Source organism: Pseudomonas sp. FW215-R2, assembly GCF_058789255.1.
Map to the genome: position 1 here is coordinate 383,185 of NZ_JBYTBO010000002.1, position 17,333 is coordinate 400,517.

The 17,333-nt window shown below is 61.9% G+C and carries 16 protein-coding genes; 8 read left to right on the top strand and 8 right to left on the bottom strand.

From position 1 onward, the window contains the following. Positions 1–29: 29 nt before the first annotated feature. Both ppk1 and hemB read right to left on the bottom strand, forming a co-directional pair. On the bottom strand, positions 30–2,255 hold the full coding sequence (gene ppk1, locus AC3WRD_RS04305) for a polyphosphate kinase 1 (protein ID WP_096817387.1): 2,226 nt from the start codon (positions 2,253–2,255) through the stop codon (positions 30–32). 18 nt (positions 2,256–2,273) lie between these two features. Next, positions 2,274–3,287: a porphobilinogen synthase gene (gene hemB / locus AC3WRD_RS04310; protein WP_102619628.1), complete on the bottom strand. Its 1,014-nt coding sequence runs from the start codon at positions 3,285–3,287 to the stop codon at positions 2,274–2,276. A 208-nt stretch (positions 3,288–3,495) separates the two neighbouring features. Between hemB and AC3WRD_RS04315 the strand changes: the two genes are divergently transcribed. After that, positions 3,496–4,152 carry a DedA family protein gene (locus tag AC3WRD_RS04315; RefSeq protein WP_096817385.1) on the top strand — a complete coding sequence of 219 codons (657 nt, stop codon included), beginning with the start codon at positions 3,496–3,498 and terminating at the stop codon, positions 4,150–4,152. On the opposite strand, the gene AC3WRD_RS04320 is transcribed toward AC3WRD_RS04315, so the two are convergent. Then, complete coding sequence (locus tag AC3WRD_RS04320; RefSeq protein ID WP_102619627.1) at positions 4,133–5,368, bottom strand: sterol desaturase family protein; 1,236 nt, start codon at positions 5,366–5,368, stop codon at positions 4,133–4,135. The two genes, AC3WRD_RS04315 and AC3WRD_RS04320, sit on opposite strands and share 20 nt — an antisense overlap. Positions 5,369–5,484: 116 nt before the next feature. Between AC3WRD_RS04320 and elbB the strand changes: the two genes are divergently transcribed. Further along, positions 5,485–6,153: an isoprenoid biosynthesis glyoxalase ElbB gene (elbB, locus tag AC3WRD_RS04325; protein WP_102619626.1), complete on the top strand. Its 669-nt coding sequence runs from the start codon at positions 5,485–5,487 to the stop codon at positions 6,151–6,153. 156 nt (positions 6,154–6,309) lie between these two features. On the opposite strand, the gene AC3WRD_RS04330 is transcribed toward elbB, so the two are convergent. Further along, on the bottom strand, positions 6,310–6,765 hold the full coding sequence (locus AC3WRD_RS04330; protein WP_102619803.1) for a YaiI/YqxD family protein: 456 nt from the start codon (positions 6,763–6,765) through the stop codon (positions 6,310–6,312). A 4-nt stretch (positions 6,766–6,769) separates the two neighbouring features. Continuing rightward, the gene (locus tag AC3WRD_RS04335; RefSeq protein WP_102619625.1) at positions 6,770–8,665 is read right to left on the bottom strand and encodes an FTR1 family protein; all 1,896 of its coding nucleotides are present in this window, start codon (positions 8,663–8,665) and stop codon (positions 6,770–6,772) included. Between the two features lie 151 nt (positions 8,666–8,816). Between AC3WRD_RS04335 and AC3WRD_RS04340 the strand changes: the two genes are divergently transcribed. The 5 genes from AC3WRD_RS04340 to AC3WRD_RS04360 all read left to right on the top strand — a co-directional run bounded on the left by AC3WRD_RS04340 (position 8,817) and on the right by AC3WRD_RS04360 (position 13,548). Further along, positions 8,817–10,190 (top strand): COG3014 family protein, encoded by a 1,374-nt coding sequence (locus AC3WRD_RS04340; RefSeq protein WP_102619624.1) that lies wholly within the window; start codon positions 8,817–8,819, stop codon positions 10,188–10,190. 202 nt (positions 10,191–10,392) lie between these two features. Beyond that, positions 10,393–11,787, top strand: a complete 1,395-nt coding sequence (locus AC3WRD_RS04345) for a COG3014 family protein (RefSeq protein WP_102619623.1) — start codon at positions 10,393–10,395, stop codon at positions 11,785–11,787. A 15-nt stretch (positions 11,788–11,802) separates the two neighbouring features. Continuing rightward, complete coding sequence (locus AC3WRD_RS04350; protein ID WP_102619622.1) at positions 11,803–12,177, top strand: YcfL family putative periplasmic lipoprotein; 375 nt, start codon at positions 11,803–11,805, stop codon at positions 12,175–12,177. 36 nt (positions 12,178–12,213) lie between these two features. Beyond that, positions 12,214–12,801 carry a penicillin-binding protein activator LpoB gene (gene lpoB, locus AC3WRD_RS04355; RefSeq protein ID WP_096817372.1) on the top strand — a complete coding sequence of 196 codons (588 nt, stop codon included), beginning with the start codon at positions 12,214–12,216 and terminating at the stop codon, positions 12,799–12,801. Positions 12,802–12,804: 3 nt separating this feature from the next. Next, the gene (locus tag AC3WRD_RS04360; RefSeq protein WP_102619621.1) at positions 12,805–13,548 is read left to right on the top strand and encodes a penicillin-binding protein activator LpoB; all 744 of its coding nucleotides are present in this window, start codon (positions 12,805–12,807) and stop codon (positions 13,546–13,548) included. A 60-nt stretch (positions 13,549–13,608) separates the two neighbouring features. Here the strand turns inward: AC3WRD_RS04360 and AC3WRD_RS04365 are convergent, their stop codons facing one another. The 3 genes from AC3WRD_RS04365 to AC3WRD_RS04375 all read right to left on the bottom strand — a co-directional run bounded on the left by AC3WRD_RS04365 (position 13,609) and on the right by AC3WRD_RS04375 (position 16,847). Further along, on the bottom strand, positions 13,609–14,241 hold the full coding sequence (locus AC3WRD_RS04365; RefSeq protein ID WP_085708946.1) for a LysE family transporter: 633 nt from the start codon (positions 14,239–14,241) through the stop codon (positions 13,609–13,611). A 114-nt stretch (positions 14,242–14,355) separates the two neighbouring features. Further along, positions 14,356–14,937, bottom strand: coding sequence for a mechanosensitive ion channel family protein (locus AC3WRD_RS04370; RefSeq protein WP_096817368.1), 582 nt, complete (start codon positions 14,935–14,937; stop codon positions 14,356–14,358). Next, complete coding sequence (locus tag AC3WRD_RS04375) at positions 14,937–16,847, bottom strand: ATP-binding cassette domain-containing protein (protein WP_096817366.1); 1,911 nt, start codon at positions 16,845–16,847, stop codon at positions 14,937–14,939. The genes AC3WRD_RS04370 and AC3WRD_RS04375 overlap by 1 nt, the downstream gene beginning before the upstream one ends. A gap of 50 nt (positions 16,848–16,897) precedes the next feature. Here AC3WRD_RS04375 and AC3WRD_RS04380 point away from each other — a divergent pair. Further along, on the top strand, positions 16,898–17,333 hold a 436-nt coding region (locus AC3WRD_RS04380; RefSeq protein ID WP_492604503.1), incomplete at its 3' end, for a TIGR02444 family protein.

The window sequence follows — 17,333 nt, forward strand, 5'->3', positions numbered from 1 at the left end:
CGCCTTTTTTATTGCGCCGAAATCTTCAGTCAGCTGCTGACCGGCAGAATCGGACTGCCCAACCGCTCCAGCAACGTCGCCTGCGCACTGCGCGGGTTCTGGTTGCCGGTCGGCGTGTTGCGGATGTAGCGGCCGTCCGACTGCAGGCTCCAGCTGTGGGTGTTGTCGGTCAGGTACAACTCCAGCTCTTTCTTGACCCGGGTCAGCAGCTTCTTGCCTTCCACCGGGAAGCAAGTCTCGACGCGCTTGTCGAGGTTGCGCTCCATCCAGTCGGCGCTGGAGAGGAACATCTGCTCCTCGCCACCGTTGAGGAAGTAGAACACGCGGGTGTGTTCAAGGAAGCGACCGATGATCGAGCGCACGTGAATGTTGTGCGAAACCCCGGCGATGCCCGGACGCAGGCAGCACATGCCGCGCACCACCAGATCGATACGCACGCCAGACTGGCTGGCCTTGTACAGCGCGCGGATGATCTTCGGATCGGTCAGCGAGTTGAACTTGGCGATGATGTGCGCCGGCTTGCCGTCGAGCGCGAATTGCGTCTCGCGCAGAATCATGTCGAGCATGCCCTTCTTCAGGGTGAACGGCGCGTGCAGCAGCTTCTTCATGCGCAGCGTCTTACCCATGCCGATCAACTGGCTGAACAGTTTGCCGACGTCTTCGCACAAGGCGTCGTCGGAGGTCAGCAGGCTGTAGTCGGTGTACAGACGTGCGTTGCCGGCGTGGTAGTTACCGGTGCCGAGGTGCGCGTAACGCACGATCTCGCCGGCTTCGCGGCGCAGGATCAGCATCATCTTGGCGTGGGTCTTGAAGCCGACCACGCCGTAGATCACCACCGCACCGGCCGCTTGCAGACGGCTGGCCAGTTGCAGGTTGGATTCTTCGTCGAAGCGCGCACGCAGCTCGATGACCGCCGTCACTTCCTTGCCGTTACGCGCGGCGTCCACCAGCGCATCGACGATTTCCGAGTTGGCGCCGGAGCGGTACAGGGTCTGGCGTACAGCCAGAACGTGCGGGTCTTTCGCAGCCTGGCGCAGCAGGTCGACCACCGGGGTGAACGACTCGAACGGGTGCAGCAGCAGGATGTCCTGTTTGCTGACAACGCTGAAAATGTTCTCGCTGTTTTGCAGCAGTTTCGGAATCTGCGGCGTGAACGGTGTGTATTGCAGCTCCGGATGACTGTCCAGACCGGTGATGCTGAACAGACGCGTCAGGTTGACCGGACCGTTGACCTGATACAGCTCGGTCTCGCTCAGGTTGAACTGCTTGAGCAGGTAGTCCGACAGGTGTTTCGGGCAGGTGTCGGCGACTTCCAGGCGCACGGCGTCACCGTAACGACGCGAGAACAACTCGCCACGCAGGGCGCGGGCCAGGTCTTCGACGTCTTCGGAGTCGAGCGCCAGGTCAGCGTTTCGGGTCAGACGGAACTGGTAGCAGCCTTTTACCTTCATGCCCTGGAACAGGTCATCGGCGTGAGCATGGATCATCGACGACAGGAACACATAGTTGTCGCCAGGGCCGCCGACTTCTTCCGGCACCTTGATGATCCGCGGCAGCAAGCGTGGCGCCGGGATGATCGCCAGGCCGGAATCGCGACCGAAGGCGTCAATGCCTTCGAGCTCGACGATAAAGTTCAGGCTCTTGTTCACCAGCAACGGGAACGGGTGCGTCGGGTCGAGGCCGATCGGGGTGATGATCGGCGCGATCTCGTCGCGGAAGTAACGGCGCACCCAGGTCTTGAGCTTGGTCGTCCAGTAGCGGCGACGGATGAAGCGCACCTGATGTTTTTCCAGCTCCGGCAGCAGGATGTCGTTGAGGATCGCGTACTGACGGTCTACATGACCGTGCACCAGCTCGCTGATCCGCGCCAATGCCTGATGCGGTTGCAGGCCGTCGGCGCCGGCCTGTTCACGGGCGAAGGTGATCTGCTTCTTGAGGCCGGCGACGCGGATCTCGAAGAATTCGTCGAGGTTGCTGGAGAAGATCAGCAGGAACTTCAGCCGCTCCAGCAACGGATAGGACTCGTCCAGCGCCTGTTCCAGCACGCGGATGTTGAACTGCAGTTGCGACAATTCCCGGTGGATATACAGGCTGCTGTCATCCAGGCCGGGAATCGCGATCGCCGGGGCCGCCGGAGCGGGTTCAGTTGCCGGCGCGGGTGGCGCGGGCTCCAGTTCCGGCGGGGTTTCGGTAATCTGCTCGACCACGGGTTGAGCTTCTTTTACGGCAACTTCAGTGAGTCCTTCGGTATTCATCGAATGTTCCTGGGAGGGCTATTTCTGCTCTCGTAACAATTGAGCGGCACGGACAGCAAAGTAAGTCAGGATGCCATCAGCGCCGGCACGTTTAAAGGCGGTCAGGGATTCGAGGATCACGCCTTCGCTCAACCAGCCATTCTGGATCGCCGCCATGTGCATGGCGTATTCGCCGCTAACCTGATAGACGAAGGTCGGCACTTTGAAGGCATCTTTTACCCGGAACAAAATGTCCAGGTACGGCATGCCGGGTTTGACCATGACCATGTCCGCGCCTTCAGACAAGTCCGCGCCCACTTCGTGCAGCGCTTCGTCGCTGTTGGCCGGGTCCATCTGATAGGAAGCCTTGTTCGCCTTGCCCAGGTTCGCGGCCGAACCCACGGCATCGCGGAACGGGCCGTAATAGGCGCTGGCGTACTTGGCCGAGTAGGCCATGATCCGCACGTTGACGTGACCGGCCAGCTCCAGCGCCTCGCGAATCGCCTGGATGCGGCCGTCCATCATGTCCGACGGGGCAACCACCTGGGCGCCGGCGGCGGCGTGGGACAACGCCTGTTTGACCAGTGCATCGACGGTGATGTCGTTCTGCACATAGCCTTCTTCGTCGAGAATGCCGTCCTGACCGTGAGTGGTGAACGGATCCAGGGCGACGTCGGTGATCACGCCCAGCTCCGGGAATCGGTCACGCAGGGCGCGGGTGGCGCGCTGGGCGATACCTTCGGGATTCCAGGCTTCGACGGCATCGAGGGATTTGAGCTCAGGTGGCGTGACCGGGAACAGCGCCAGCGCCGGAATCCCCAGCTCGACCCATTTGGCGGCTTCTTCAAGCAGCAGGTCGATGGTCAGGCGCTCGACACCTGGCATCGAAGCCACGGCTTCGCGGCGGTTTTCACCGTCGAGCACGAACACCGGCAGGATCAGGTCATCGACCGTCAACACGTTCTCACGCACCAGTCGCCGGGAAAAATCATCACGGCGATTGCGACGCAGGCGGGTGGCAGGGAACAGACGGTTGGCTGGGGTAAAGCTCACGGCAGACTCCTGAGCCCGCGCAAACGGGCGAGCGTGACAGTTATAGATGGCCATTATGACCAACGTATTACAGTTATGTGCACCCCTGTGGCAGGTAGTCGCATTCCATTGTCGTTGTAGGAAATGTTCACGTCGAGACACATTTCGACACTTTCCTGAATGTGTCCGAAGGGTTAGGCTGCGCGTTCATTTCGCCAGCACCCAGACAATGCTCCAACAATTTCTGCATGACTTCGGCTACTTTGCCCTGTTTCTCGGCACGTTCTTCGAAGGCGAAACCATCCTGGTGCTCGCGGGCTTCCTCGCGTTCCGTGGATACATGGACATCAACCTGGTGGTGGTCGTGGCGTTCTTCGGCAGCTATGCCGGCGATCAGCTGTGGTACTTCCTGGGCCGCAAACACGGACGCAAGTTGCTGGCGCGCAAACCGCGCTGGCAAATGATGGGCGACCGCGCGCTGGAGCATATCCGCAAGCACCCGGACATCTGGGTCCTGAGCTTCCGCTTCGTGTACGGCCTGCGCACGGTAATGCCGGTGGCGATCGGCCTGTCGGGCTACCCGCCGGGACGCTATCTGCTGCTGAACGGGATTGGCGCTGCGATCTGGGCCGCCGCCCTCGCTGCGGCCGCATACCACTTCGGTGCGGTGCTCGAAGGCATGCTGGGCAGCATCAAGAAATATGAGTTGTGGGTACTCGGTGCGCTGCTGGTGCTGGGTGTCGGCCTGTGGCTGCGCCGCCGGTTCAAGAATGCCCGGCTGGCCAAGAAGGTCTACGAGGACGAGCAGGCCGAACAACTGGCCAAAGCCGAACGGCACAAGGCCGAACTGGCCAAGGCTACCGACCCTAAGACGCCAGCCGAATAAACCGCTGGCGGCAGCAATACAGCCCGACGCCGCTGAGCAGGCTGTAACCGAACAGGCCGCCCCACATCTGCGGGCCGGCCGGCCATAGCCCGACCTGCGGTGCCAGCCATACCAGCGGCAAATTCGCCGCCAACCGCAGCAGTTCTAGCCTCAGCGCCCACGGGCGATTCTCCAGGGCCACGCCCAACACAAACAAACCAAATGCCACCGCGCCCCAGCCCAGAACCAGGGCGCCGGTCGACAGGCTGTGCTCCAGATTCATCAGATAACTGCCCAGCACCACATAAACTCCGAATTGCAGCACCACATACCACTGCTGTCGTGCGCCCAGCGGCACTTCGAATTTGCGGAACCGGCTCAGGTCCGGCTTGCTCATCGGGTATTTCGCCGCCACGTCCGCCGGCCGCCACCCCGTGCGCATGAACCAGATCCGCAGCTTGTCCCATTTGCTCCCGGCGCGGCGCGCGTCGTCCCACAACTGCGCGTAGAACTGCACGTTGGCCCACAGCGGATTCCAGCTCGCCAGCGGTGTGGTCACACCGAAAATCACCGGCTCGTTATCATCTTCTTCCTGGTACGAGCCGAACAGGCGATCCCAAATAATGAACACCCCGCCGTAGTTGCGATCCATGTAGAGAGCGTTCTGTGCATGGTGGGCCCGATGATTGGACGGCGTGACGAAGCACCATTCAAACCAGCCAAGCTTGGGAATGTGTCTGGTGTGAACCCAGAACTGGTACAGCAGATTCAGTGCCGCAACACTGACGAACACCAGCAATGGCACGCCGAGCACGGCCATCGGCAGATAGAAGATCCAGCCCAGCAGAAACCCGGTGCTGGTCTGGCGCAAGGCGGTGGAAAGGTTGTAGTCCTCGCTCTGGTGATGCACCGAATGCGCCGCCCAGAGAATGTTCCGCTCGTGCCCCATGCGGTGCAGCCAGTAATAGCAGAAGTCGTAGAGGACAAAAGCAAAGACCCACACCCAGACACTGTCCGCCGGCAACCTGACCAGCGCCAGATGCTCCAGGGCAAAGCCGTAGGTCACCAGCCCAACGCCTTTGGTCAGCAGGCCGGTGGTGGTCGACAACACCCCGGTGCTGATGCTGTTCACCGCATCGGCCAGGCGATAGTTGCTCACCCCGCGCCAACGGTCGGCGATGAGCTCGGCCGCGATCAATACGAAGAAAAACGGCACCGCATACAGAATGAAGTTCATGACGCGCCCTGATCGAGATCCGTGTGCACAGATCCTAGGTGTAGCCGCGGCCCGACCCTATGGCAACGAACGACAAATTAGTGGACATTTAGCGCCATGAATCTGGAGAGAAACCCATGAGCAAAAAAGTTGCAGTGATCCTGTCCGGTTGCGGCGTGTACGACGGCGCCGAGATCCACGAAAGCGTCATCACCCTGCTGCGCCTCGACCAACGCGGCGCCCAGGTGCAGTGCTTCGCACCGGACATCGCGCAATTGCATGTGATCAACCACCTCACCGGCAAGGAGATGCCCGAGTCGCGCAACGTGCTGGTGGAATCGGCACGCATCGCCCGGGGCAACGTCAAGGATGTCCGTGAAGCCGATGTCGATGACTTTGATGCGCTGATCGTGCCCGGCGGTTTTGGCGCAGCGAAGAACCTGTCGAACTTCGCCGTCGACGGCGCGGGCTGCTGCGTTCAGCCGGACGTACTGGCGCTGACCGAGGCCTTTGCCGAAGCGGGTAAACCGGTGGGCCTGATGTGCATTTCGCCGGCGCTGGCTGCCAAGATCTACGGCCCGGGCGTGACCTGCACCATCGGCAACGATGCCGACACCGCCACGGCGATCAGCAAGATGGGCGCCACCCACGAAGACTGCGCCGTGACCGACATCATCGAAGACAAGGCGCGCAAACTGGTGACCACCCCGGCCTACATGCTGGCGCAGTCGATCAGTGAAGCGGCTTCGGGGATCAACAAATTGGTGGATCGCGTGCTTGAACTGACCCACGAAAACGACGCCTGACCCCTCTTCTACGGCGATCGTTCCCACGCTCTGCGTGGGAATGTCTCTCGGGACGCTCCGCGTCCCAGCCTCACCGCGGATACAGATCAGACGCGGAGCGTCCAAGGCTGCATTCCCACGCGGAGCGTGGGAACGATCAAGTGCTGCGGGTGACGATCAAACCTCGCGGGACAACCGCGTCAGGATCCGGTCCAGCGCATTGGCGAACGCCTGCTTCTCTCGGTCACCGAACGGCGCCGGGCCGCCGCTGACCTGGCCCTGCTCACGCAGATCGGTGAACAGGTTGCGTGTCGCCAGCCGTTCACCCATGTTCTGTGCGTCGAACTCCTTGCCTCGCGGATCCAGCGCTGCAACGCCTTTCTTCACCAGCCGGTCGGCCAGCGGGATATCGCTGCAGATCACCAGTTCGCCCGGCACCGCGTGTTCCACCAGATAATCATCCGCCGCATCCGGGCCGCTCGGCACCACGATCAGCTTGACGATGGCCAGCGCCGGTTTGCTCTGCGGCTGCCCCGCCACCAGCACCACCTCGAAGCGGCGCTTGAGGGCGAACTTCACCACCAACTCCTTGGCCATCTTCGGGCAGGCGTCGGCATCGATCCATACGCGCATCATCTCAAGCCGCCACTCGGCGCTTTTCAGCCACCCAACTGCGGCCATACAGCACGATGATCGCCGCAATCGCCACAGCCTGAGCCGTCAGCGAGTAGGCGTCGGCATGAATCCCCAGCCATTCGAAATCGAAGAACGCCACCGGGCGAGTGCCGAAAATCCCGGCCTCCTGCAGCGCCTTCACACCATGACCGGCAAACACCACCGACAGCGCGCAGAGCAACGCCGCGTTGATGCTGAAGAACAGTGCCAGCGGCAGTTTCGCCGAGCCGCGCAGGATCACCCACGCCAGACCGAACAGCAGCACCAGCGCCGTCGCCCCACCCGCCAACACCGCGTTGTGCCCGGCAGGCCCCGCCTGCAACCACAGGGTTTCGTAGAACAGGATCACCTCGAACAGCTCGCGGTACACCGAGAAGAACGCCAGGATCGCGAAGCCGAATCGACCACCGCCACCGACCAGGCTCTGCTTGATGTAGTCCTGCCAGGCCGCTGCGTGGCGACGGTCGTGCATCCACACCCCGAGCCACAGCACCATGACACTGGCGAACAGCGCGGTGGCGCCTTCCAGCAGTTCGCGCTGGGAGCCGCTGACATCGATCACATACGCCGCCAGCGCCCAGGTGCCGAGACCGGCCAGCAGCGCCAGGCCCCAGCCGACGTTGACGCTGCGCACCGCCGATTGCTGGCCGGTATTGCGCAGGAACGCGAGGATCGCCGCCAGCACCAGAATCGCTTCCAGCCCTTCACGCAACAGAATCAGCAGCCCGGAGATGTAACTCAGCGACCAGCTCAGTCCGTCGCTGCCCAGCAGGCCGGCGGATTCCTTGAGTTTGGCCTTGGCCGCGTCGAGGCGCTGCTCGGCCTGCTCGACCGACAAGCCATCCTGCAGCGATTGCCGGTAGGCCATCAGGGATTTTTCGGTGTCCTTGCGCACGTTGGCGTCGACGTTATCCAGCGAGCTTTCGACCAGTTCGAAGCCTTCCAGATACGCGGCAACGGACAAGTCATAAGCCTGATCACGCTCGCCGGCGCGGTAAGCGGCAAGGCTCTTGTCCAGCGTCGCGGCGGTGTAGTCGAGCAACTGCGCCGGGCCTCGCTTGACCTGCGGCGGTTGAGCCCGTTGCGCACGGAAGATCGCAGCGGCTTCAGCGCCCTCGGCAGCCTGCACTTCGGCCGGCGTCTGGCGGGCGAGGTCGGCGATGTTGTAGGTCTTGTCGGTTTTGGCCGTGGCCGGATCGGCGCTGAACTGAGCGATATAGGTCGCCAGATCCCAGCGCTGACGATCGTCCAGTTGATCGGCGAAGGCCGGCATGTCGGTGCCTTCGACGCCCTGGCCGAGGGTGTTGTAGATCGCGTACAGGCTCAGGTGATCCAGGCGCGCCGCATCACGCAGGTTGGCCGGCGCGGGCTCCATGCCGACACCCGCAGGGCCATCGCCGGCACCGTTGGTGCCATGACACACCGAGCAGTGCTGGGTATAGAGCGGCGCGCCACGGGTCGGATCCGGGGTGATGATCGGGGCCTGGCTGACTTCATAGGCCACCGCCAGTTTCGCCCCCAGTTGCCGGGCCTGACGGGCGACGTCCGTGCCGTCCTGCTTGGCGGTGATCGCGGCGAGCAGAGCGTCGATGCCTTGCTCCAGACCAGCCTTCTCCGGTTTGGCCGGCATGCCGGCAATCAAGCCTTGCAGCGCGCGGGTGAACTCCAGTTGTTCACGGTATTCGGCATCGTCGATGACCTTGCCTGCCTCTACCGTTGGCGGGTAATCGGCGCTGATGTAATCGAGCAGGTGCAGCGCTTGCGGCGCGCCTTCCACGGTTTCGGCCAGCAGATTGAAGCTGCTCAGGGCAAACAACGGGAACACCAGCCAGGCCAGGAATCGGGACGAGGCAGTCATGAAGGGGTCTCAATTGGAAATGCGAAGTAACACATTGTTCACGTCGCGGAAGCCTGACTCAAGCTTTCTCTCCAATCTCCGGCACATAGCCATCGCCCGCCCCTATAATCCGACACCTCCCGCCTCACTGTTCAAGGACGAGCTGCACTCCATGCGCCAATGCCTGCTGTTCCCGGTGTTAATCGGCACGATCCTGCAACTGAGCGGGTGCGCCGCCTACCGCAATTACGATCTGGAGATGCAACAGACCAATGCCCAGTTGATGCGCGGCGACTTTCAGGGCGCGCTGGATCTGCTGGAATGGCACAACCCCTGGGAAGACAAGGATCTGCTCTATTACTTCGAAAAGGGCTCGATACTCAGCTTCGCCAACGCCTTGCCGCAGAGTCAGACGGCCTGGCGCAGCGCCGACCGCATGGTGTTTCAACGTGAAGAGGTCGTGCCTTCTGCGCCCATGAAGCTGCTCAATCGGTTCTCCTATGAAATGGGCACCATGCTGGTCAACGACAAGTTGAGCCGCTACGACGGCTACGACTACGAAAAGGTCATGCTGACCACGCAGATGGCCCTCAACCAACTGGCCGTCGGCGATTTCGACGGCGCCCGGGCCGACATCAAGAAAACCCACGAGCGCGAAACACTGATTGCCCGTCAACGGGAACGTCAGTACGAGGAACTCGAGGAGCAGGCCAAGACTCAAGGCATCTCCGTGCAATACAAGGATCTGCAGGGCTATCCGGTCCAGACCCTGAATGCGCCGGCGGTGATTGAACTGAAAAACGGCTACCAGAGTGCCTTCAGCCATTACCTGGCCGGATTCACCTATGAAGCGCTGGGCGAGCGGGGTCTGGCGGCTCCGGGATATCGCCAGGCAATCGAGTTGCGCCCGAATACACCGTTCCTCGAACAGGCGCTGCGCAACCTCGACAAGCCACCGGCCAACAATGATGAAAGCGACGTGCTGATCGTCGTCCAGAGCGGTCTGGCCCCGGCTCGCAGTTCCGTCAGCGTGCCGATCCCGGTGCGGCTCAATGAAAACCTGGTCATTACCGCGCCGATCTCCTTTCCCATCCTGGTGCCGGACACTGTCACACCGGCGTTCGACCACATCATGGTGGATGGCCGCAAACGGCCGCTGACCGCGATCAACAGCGTCACCGACATGGCATTTCGCACGTTACGCGACGATATGCCGGCGATCATTTCCCGGGCGATGTTCCGCGCCAACATGGCGGCCATTTCCCAGGCCCATGAAAATGAACGCAACCCGGCCAAGGCCTCGCTGGTCGTCACTGAGCACGACCCCTTTGAAGAAGCGGATACGCGAACCTGGCGCACCCTGCCAGACAAGACACTGGTGGCACGGCTGCGGCTGAAAAAGGGCAATCATCAGTTCGGCGCCCCCAATGTGCCGGGTGCGGCACCGGTCACCCTGCGGATCGACCGCGATCATCAATTGGTCAACTTGAGACTTTTGAGCGATATCGGCAATGCGATCGGCAATGCCGGGCTACCTGATAAGTAGTGGCACAGAACTAACCGGTGCGATTAAAAAGCTATTACATAGCCAGCATCGGCCGCCTATAATGCCGCGCCCTCGTTATCGCGATGCGGCATTAAAGCTCCTCTGATTATGAGGAATTGGCAGGAGGCCAACGCCACTGCCGATCGGTCCCAGCAGCCCGACCCGCACCCGAGGCTGTCGCTACTCATGGAAGAAGTACCCCATGGCATTCCGCGCTCCCACTCTGATCGCGCTTGGCGCAGTCACCCTGCTGTCCGGCTGTTCGGCGTTTCGCAACTACGATTCCGAACTGGCCCAGACCAACCAGCAACTGGCCACCGGCAACGTCGACGCCGCCCTGACCCTGCTGGAAAAGAACAACACCGGTCCAGACAAGGACCTGCTCTACTACTTCGAAAAAGGCGAACTGCTACGCGCCAAGGGTGATCTGTCCGGCAGCCAGAACGCCTGGACCAGCGCCGACCAGGTAGTGGGCAAGTGGGAAGACTCGGTCAAGCTCGACACCGACAAATACCTGGCCCAGTTCGGCAGCTTCCTGGTCAACGACAAGGTTCGTCGCTACGAAGGCTACGACTACGAAAAAGTCATGCTGACCACGCAGATGGCCCTGAACCTGCTGGCGGTCAACGATTTCGACGGCGCCCGCACCGCGATCAAGAAGACCCACGAACGTGAAGCCGTGATCGCCGACCTGCGCGACAAGGAATACCTCAAGAGCGAAGAGGAAGCCGAGAAAGAAGGCATCAAGACCCAGTACAAGGACCTGCAAGGCTACCCGGTCGCCAGCCTCGACGCCCCGGAAGTGGTCGGCCTGAAGAACAGCTACCAGAGTGCGTTCAGCCACTACCTGGCCGGCTTCGTCTACGAAGCCCTGGACGAAAAAGACCTGGCGGCACCGGGTTATCGCAAGGCCGCCGAGCTGCGCCCGAACACGCCGCTGCTGGAGCAGGCGCTGGTCAACCTGGACAAACCGGTCAAGAGCGATGACAGCGACATCCTGATCGTGGTGCAAAGCGGTCTGGCACCGGCCCGCGACTCGATCCGCGTCCCGCTGCCGCTGCCGATCTCCAACAGCGTGGTGATCACCCCGCTGTCGTTCCCGATCATCAAGCCTGACACCTCGACCGCGCCGTTCGCGCAGATCGGTGTCGACGGCCAGCAACTGAACCTGACCGCCCTCAACAGCACCACTGCCATGTCCCGCCGCGCCCTGCGCGATGACATGCCGGGGATCATCGTACGCACCATGGTGCGCGCGATCACCAAAGGCGTGGCGCAGAAGAAGATCAACGAAACCAACCCGCTGGCGGGCCTGGCGGTCGGTATCTCTTCAGCTGTGCTCGAAGGTGCCGATACCCGTACGTGGCGTACCTTGCCGGACACCACCCAGGTGGTGCGTCTGCGCCTGAAAAAGGGTGAGCATCAGGTTACCCTGCCGAGCGCCGTGGGTGGTTCGGTGGTCAAGATCACCGTCGATCAGCGTTATCAGGTGATCACCCTGCGCGCCGTAGGCAACCAGGTGTTTGCCGCCGGGCTCGCCGCCCACGTGATCCCGAGCGCCAACGCCACTGCTGTGGCCAGCCTCAAACAACCTTAAGAACGGAGTCTTTGCATGCGTTTCAAACTCTTCGCCGTCGCCGCCCTCGCCTTGCTGGCCAGCGGCTGCGCCACCCCGCCACCACCGGTGCCGGGCAGCGCCGCGAGCAAGGTCGTGGCCATGGGCCCGCAGAAACACATCGCGGTCGGTGCCATGCGCGTCGCCCGTGAGAACGGCTTCATGACCGTCAATGTGCAGTTGACCAACACCCTCAACAGCAACAAGACGTTCTACTACCGCTTCGCCTGGCTCGGCGCGGAAGGTTTCCCGATTGCCGAAGAAGAAGTCTGGAAGAGCCAGATGATGTACGGCGCCCAGACCAGCTTCATTCAGGGCATCGCCCCGACACCGAAAGCCGTGGATTTCCGTCTGGAACTCAAGACGCCTTAAGCCCGACACCCTATTCCCGATTCAGAGAGCATTCCCATGTTTGCACGCTTTTCCTTCATCGCCGTCATCGCCCTGCTGGCCAGCGGTTGCGCCAACACTTCGCCGACCCTGGGCAGCAAGAACATCAGCTACGGCGACACCAAGGCCGTTGAAACCGTAACCAACGAGTTCGGCTCGACCGACCTGCAGATGATCGCCGAGTCGATGACCCGTTCCCTCGCCCAGTCCGGCATTCTGCAGGGCCGCCCTGTGGTGCAGGTCTACGACGTGAAGAACAAGACCAGCGAATACATCGACACCCGTGAAATCACCACCAGCATCAAGACTCAGCTGATGAAGTCCGGCGCCGCCCGTTTCGCCAGCGACAACACCGCGATGCAAAGCCAGGTCGACCAGCTCAAGCTGCAAAACCAGAGCGGCCTGTACAAGAAGAACACCGTGGCCAAGACCGGCAACATGATTGCGGCCAAATACCGTCTTGAAGGTTCGATCAGCTCGATCGTCAAGCGCAGCAGCGACTACAAGGACGTCTTCTACAAATTCAGCCTGCAACTGATCGACGTTGAAAGTGGTCTGGCCGAGTGGATGGATGAGAAAGAGATCCGCAAAACCACGGAGCGTTAATTGATGCGCGCATGGATTGGCATAATGGCCCTGGCTTGCGCGTTCAGCGCGCAAGCGGCCCCGAAAGTCGCGGTAACGGATCTGGCGTACCAGGAACGTGTGGAGCAATACATCCACATCGTTTCGTCGAAGAACAATTACCGCGAGGGCTACTACAGCTCCAGCGGTTCTTCGAGCTACGACGAGTTCGAAGCCAACACCAGTTACATCGAGCAGGCCGAGCTGCGCAAATTCACCGGCGACATCAAGGGTGAAATCCTGCGCACCGGCATGTTCCAGTTGATCCAGGGCACGCCGTACACTGCCTCGTCCAAGGGTGACATCTACGATGTGATCAAGCGGATCAAGGCCGGCAACTTCAAGGGCGCCGACTACGTGCTGTTCGGCACGGTGTCTGACATCGACTTCACCCAGGACATGAACGAGCTGGCGAACACCGACAGCTATTCGGCCGTTCTGGGCCTGACGCTGGTGGCGGATTTCAGCCTGATCAACACCAAGACCTACGAAATCACCTCGGCCTTCACGGCGATGGGTGAAGCGCAGGACACCAAACTGGTGAACCACCGCGACATCAAGATCTCACTCAACCGCCCACGGGTGGTGCGTGATGTCTCGAAAGCGCTGGGCGAAGACGTCGCCGGACAGCTGAGCATGCAACTCGGCGGCAACGGTTACGAGCAACCGCGCGAACCGCAGCAGCGCAACAATCTGCCGCGTGATACGGCGCCGGTGATTCTTCACTGACCGACTGCCGAAAACGAAAAAGGCGACCTGAAAAGGTCGCCTTTTTTATGCCTGTCCGCTTTACGCGGCGGCTTTGCGCAACGTCGCCATGAACGCCGCCGCACCGATGAACAGCCCGGCAAACGTGCGGTTCATGCGCTTCTGCTGGGTCGGTGTGCGCAGCAGACGCAGCACCTTCGACGCCAGCCCGGTGTAGCCGGCCATGACGATCAGGTCGACGCAGATCATGGTCACGCCGATCACCACGTACTGGATCAGCAACGGCGCGTGAGGATTGATGAACTGTGGCAGCACCGCCAGCATGAACACCAGAGCCTTGGGGTTGCTGATGTTCACCAGGAACCCACGGAACACCAGCGCCATCGGCCGACCGATCGGGCGTACCGCCGCGTCATCGCTCATGTCCATCGGCAGTGCGCGCCATTGCTTGATCGCCAGATAAACCAGGTACGCGACACCGAACCATTTGATCGCATGGAACGCAGTGGCCGAAGCGGTGAGGATGGCGCCGACACCGGCGCCGACGATGGCAATCTGCAGGGCCAGACCCAGTTGCAGGCCCAGGGCGTTCCAGTAACCGCGCCAGAAACCGTATTGCAGACCGCTGGACATCGACGCAATCGCGCCGGCACCAGGAGAAAGGCTGATCACCCAGCAGGCGGCAAAAAACGCCAGCCATGTTTGAAGCTCCATCGCACACCTCGACTCGGACTCGTGACAAACGTCCAAGCTAATGCGATTCAGGCTGGATGACTACCGATTTTTTTCAGGATGTTGCGGCTGCCGACCAACGTGGCCGGCGCCCGATCACTTTTCGAAACCACTGGACGGGAACACATCCGACCCGCGCCAGCGTCGCACGGAGCGTTGGAAGAACAGGCTGTTGGGCACCTGCACCATGGCGCTGCCGGTGCCGAGTTCTTCGGCTTCGATCAGCGTGGTGTAGAGCAGATTGATCGCCACCACCCGGCCTTTGACGCCGGGCTTGTCGGTGGTGTCCACCAGCTCCACCACATCGCCCAGACGAAACGGGCCGACGGTGAAGATCAGAATCGCGCAGAGCAGGTTCGACAGCACGCTCCACATGGCGAAGAACGCCACCGCTGCCACCGCGACGAAGCCCGACAGCGCGGTCCACAGCACAGTGGCAGAAACACCGAGGCGTTCCAGCACGAAGATCAGCGCGCTGCCCATGATCAGCCAACGCAGCCCCCCGCGCAGCGGCATCAGCAGCTGCGGCGGGAACGGATACTTCTCGCCCAGGCGTGTCAGGAATCGGGCGACGACGCGCTGGGCGAAGTAACCGGCCAGCAGGATCAGCAGAATCTGCACGCCCAGCCAGATCGGCTCGATCCATACCGCTGGCAGCGGCAGCTTGAACGCGTCCATCAGGACAGCGCCTCCAGCTCCGACTGCATGCTTTCCAGGGTTTCCAGCGCTTGCATCCACGCCTCTTCAAGTTCGCCTTCGCGCACTTTCAGCTTGGCCTGTTCGGCCAGCAGGTCGCGCAATTCGTTCTTGCGCGCCGGCTCGTAGATGTCGCTGTCGCCAAGGCTGGCATCGACCTTGGCGAGTTTCTCGTGCAGCTTGCCCAACTCGGCTTCGAGCTTGTCGGCCTCGCGCTTGTGCGGCGCCAGTTGCTGGCGCAACGCGGCAGCAGCCTGACGCTGGGCCTTCTTGTCGGTCTTGTCCGGGTTGACCGGCGTGTTGCTGACCGGGGCGTTGCGCTGGCGGTATTCCACCAGCCAACGGGCGTAGTCTTCTAGGTCGCCATCGAACTCCTCGACCTTGCCGTCCGCGACCAGGTAGAAGTTGTCGGTGGTGCTCTTGAGCAGATGCCGATCGTGGGAAACCACCAGTACCGCGCCGCTGAATTCCTGCAACGCCATGGTCAGCGCCAGGCGCATTTCCAGATCGAGGTGGTTGGTCGGTTCGTCGAGCAGCAACAGGTTCGGCCGTTCCCAGGCAATCAACGCCAGGGCCAGACGCGCTTTCTCACCACCGGAGAAATTCAGTACCGGCTCGTCGAGTCGCGCACCACGGAAGTCGAAACCACCGAGGAAGTCGCGCAGGGTCTGCTCACGCTCGGTTGGCGCCAGGCGCTGCAAGTGCAGCAACGGGCTGGCCTTGGCGTCCAGCGAGTCGAGCTGATGCTGGGCGAAGTAGCCGACGACGGTGTTTTCGCCACGGGTCAGGCGCCCGGCCAGAGGTTCGAGTTCGCCGGCGAGGTTCTTGATCAGGGTCGACTTGCCCGCGCCGTTGGGGCCGAGCAAGCCGATCCGCGCGCCGGGGGTCAGTTGCAGCTTGACCTTCTCCAGCACGGTTCTGTCGCCGTAGCCCAGGTTGGCATCGGACAGGTCGATCAGCGTGCTGGAAATCTTGGTCGATTCACGGAACACGAAGTCGAACGGCGAATCGACGTGGGCCGCCGACAGCTCTTCCATCCGTTCCAGCGCCTTGATCCGGCTCTGGGCCTGACGGGCCTTGGTGGCCTGGGCCTTGAAGCGGGCGATGTAGCTTTCCATGTGCGCACGTTGCGCCTGCTGCTTCTCGTAGGCCTGTTGCTGCTGGGCCAGACGTTCGGCACGGGCGCGTTCAAACGCGGTGTAGCCGCCACGGTAGAGGGTCAGCTTGCGCTGATCGACGTGGGCCACATGATCGACGACTTCATCGAGGAAATCCCGGTCGTGGGAGATCAGCAATAACGTGCCGGGGTAACTTTTCAGCCACTCTTCGAGCCAGATGATGGCATCGAGGTCCAAGTGGTTGGTCGGTTCGTCGAGCAGCAGCAGGTCCGATGGGCACATCAAAGCCTGCGCAAGGTTCAGACGCATCCGCCAGCCACCGGAGAAATCTCCTACCTGACGATCCATCTGCTCATTGGTGAAACCGAGACCGGCCAGCAACTTGCGCGCACGCGCATCGGCGGTATAGCCGTCGGCGCTGTCGAGTTCGATGTGCAGGCGGGCCAGGGCGGTGCCGTCGTGAGCCTCTTCGGCTGCCGCGAGCTCACGCTGCACTTTGCGCAGACGCAGGTCGCCGTCGAGCACATAGTCGACCGCCAGGCGCTCAAGGGTGTCGACCTCCTGGCGCATGTGGGCGATACGCCAGTCGGCCGGCAGCAGGCAATCGCCCGAGTCCGGGTGCAACTCACCGCGCAGCAAGGCGAACAGGCTGGATTTGCCGGCGCCGTTGGCGCCGATGAGACCGGCTTTGTGGCCGGCGTGCAGGGTCAGCTCGGCGTCTTCTAGCAGACGTTGCGGGCCACGCTGTAAAGTCAGGTTCTGAAGTCGGATCATAATGGCGGCGGAGTCTACCAGCTTCGCTCACAACTGGCGCGAGTAGCACGATGTCCTCTGACCTGTGGAGCTTTGCCCTTGCCGTCTATGCCCGTCCCGGCGTAGAGGATGCCTGCCTGCGCCTGCAATCGGCGGGGGCCAATGTGTGCCTGATGCTGTGCGGTTTGTGGCTGGAACAGCGCGATGCGACCTGCGACGAGATGCGCGCGAAACAGCTTCAAGAGCTGACCATCCCTTGGGACAAAGAGGTGATTCAACCGCTGCGAGCGATGCGCATGCAGTGGAAAACGCTGACTGACACGGATCCGGTGCTCAAGGGTATGCGCGAGCAGATCAAGGGGCTGGAACTGGAGGCGGAGCGCGCTTTGCTGTCGCGACTTGAAGGCACGGCGCAGGGCTGGAGGCGCAATTCGAAGGAATCGAGTGACTGGCTGGAGGCTCTGGCCGGCAGTGCGGCCACCCTGAACCGCGACGCGCTGCAAGTGC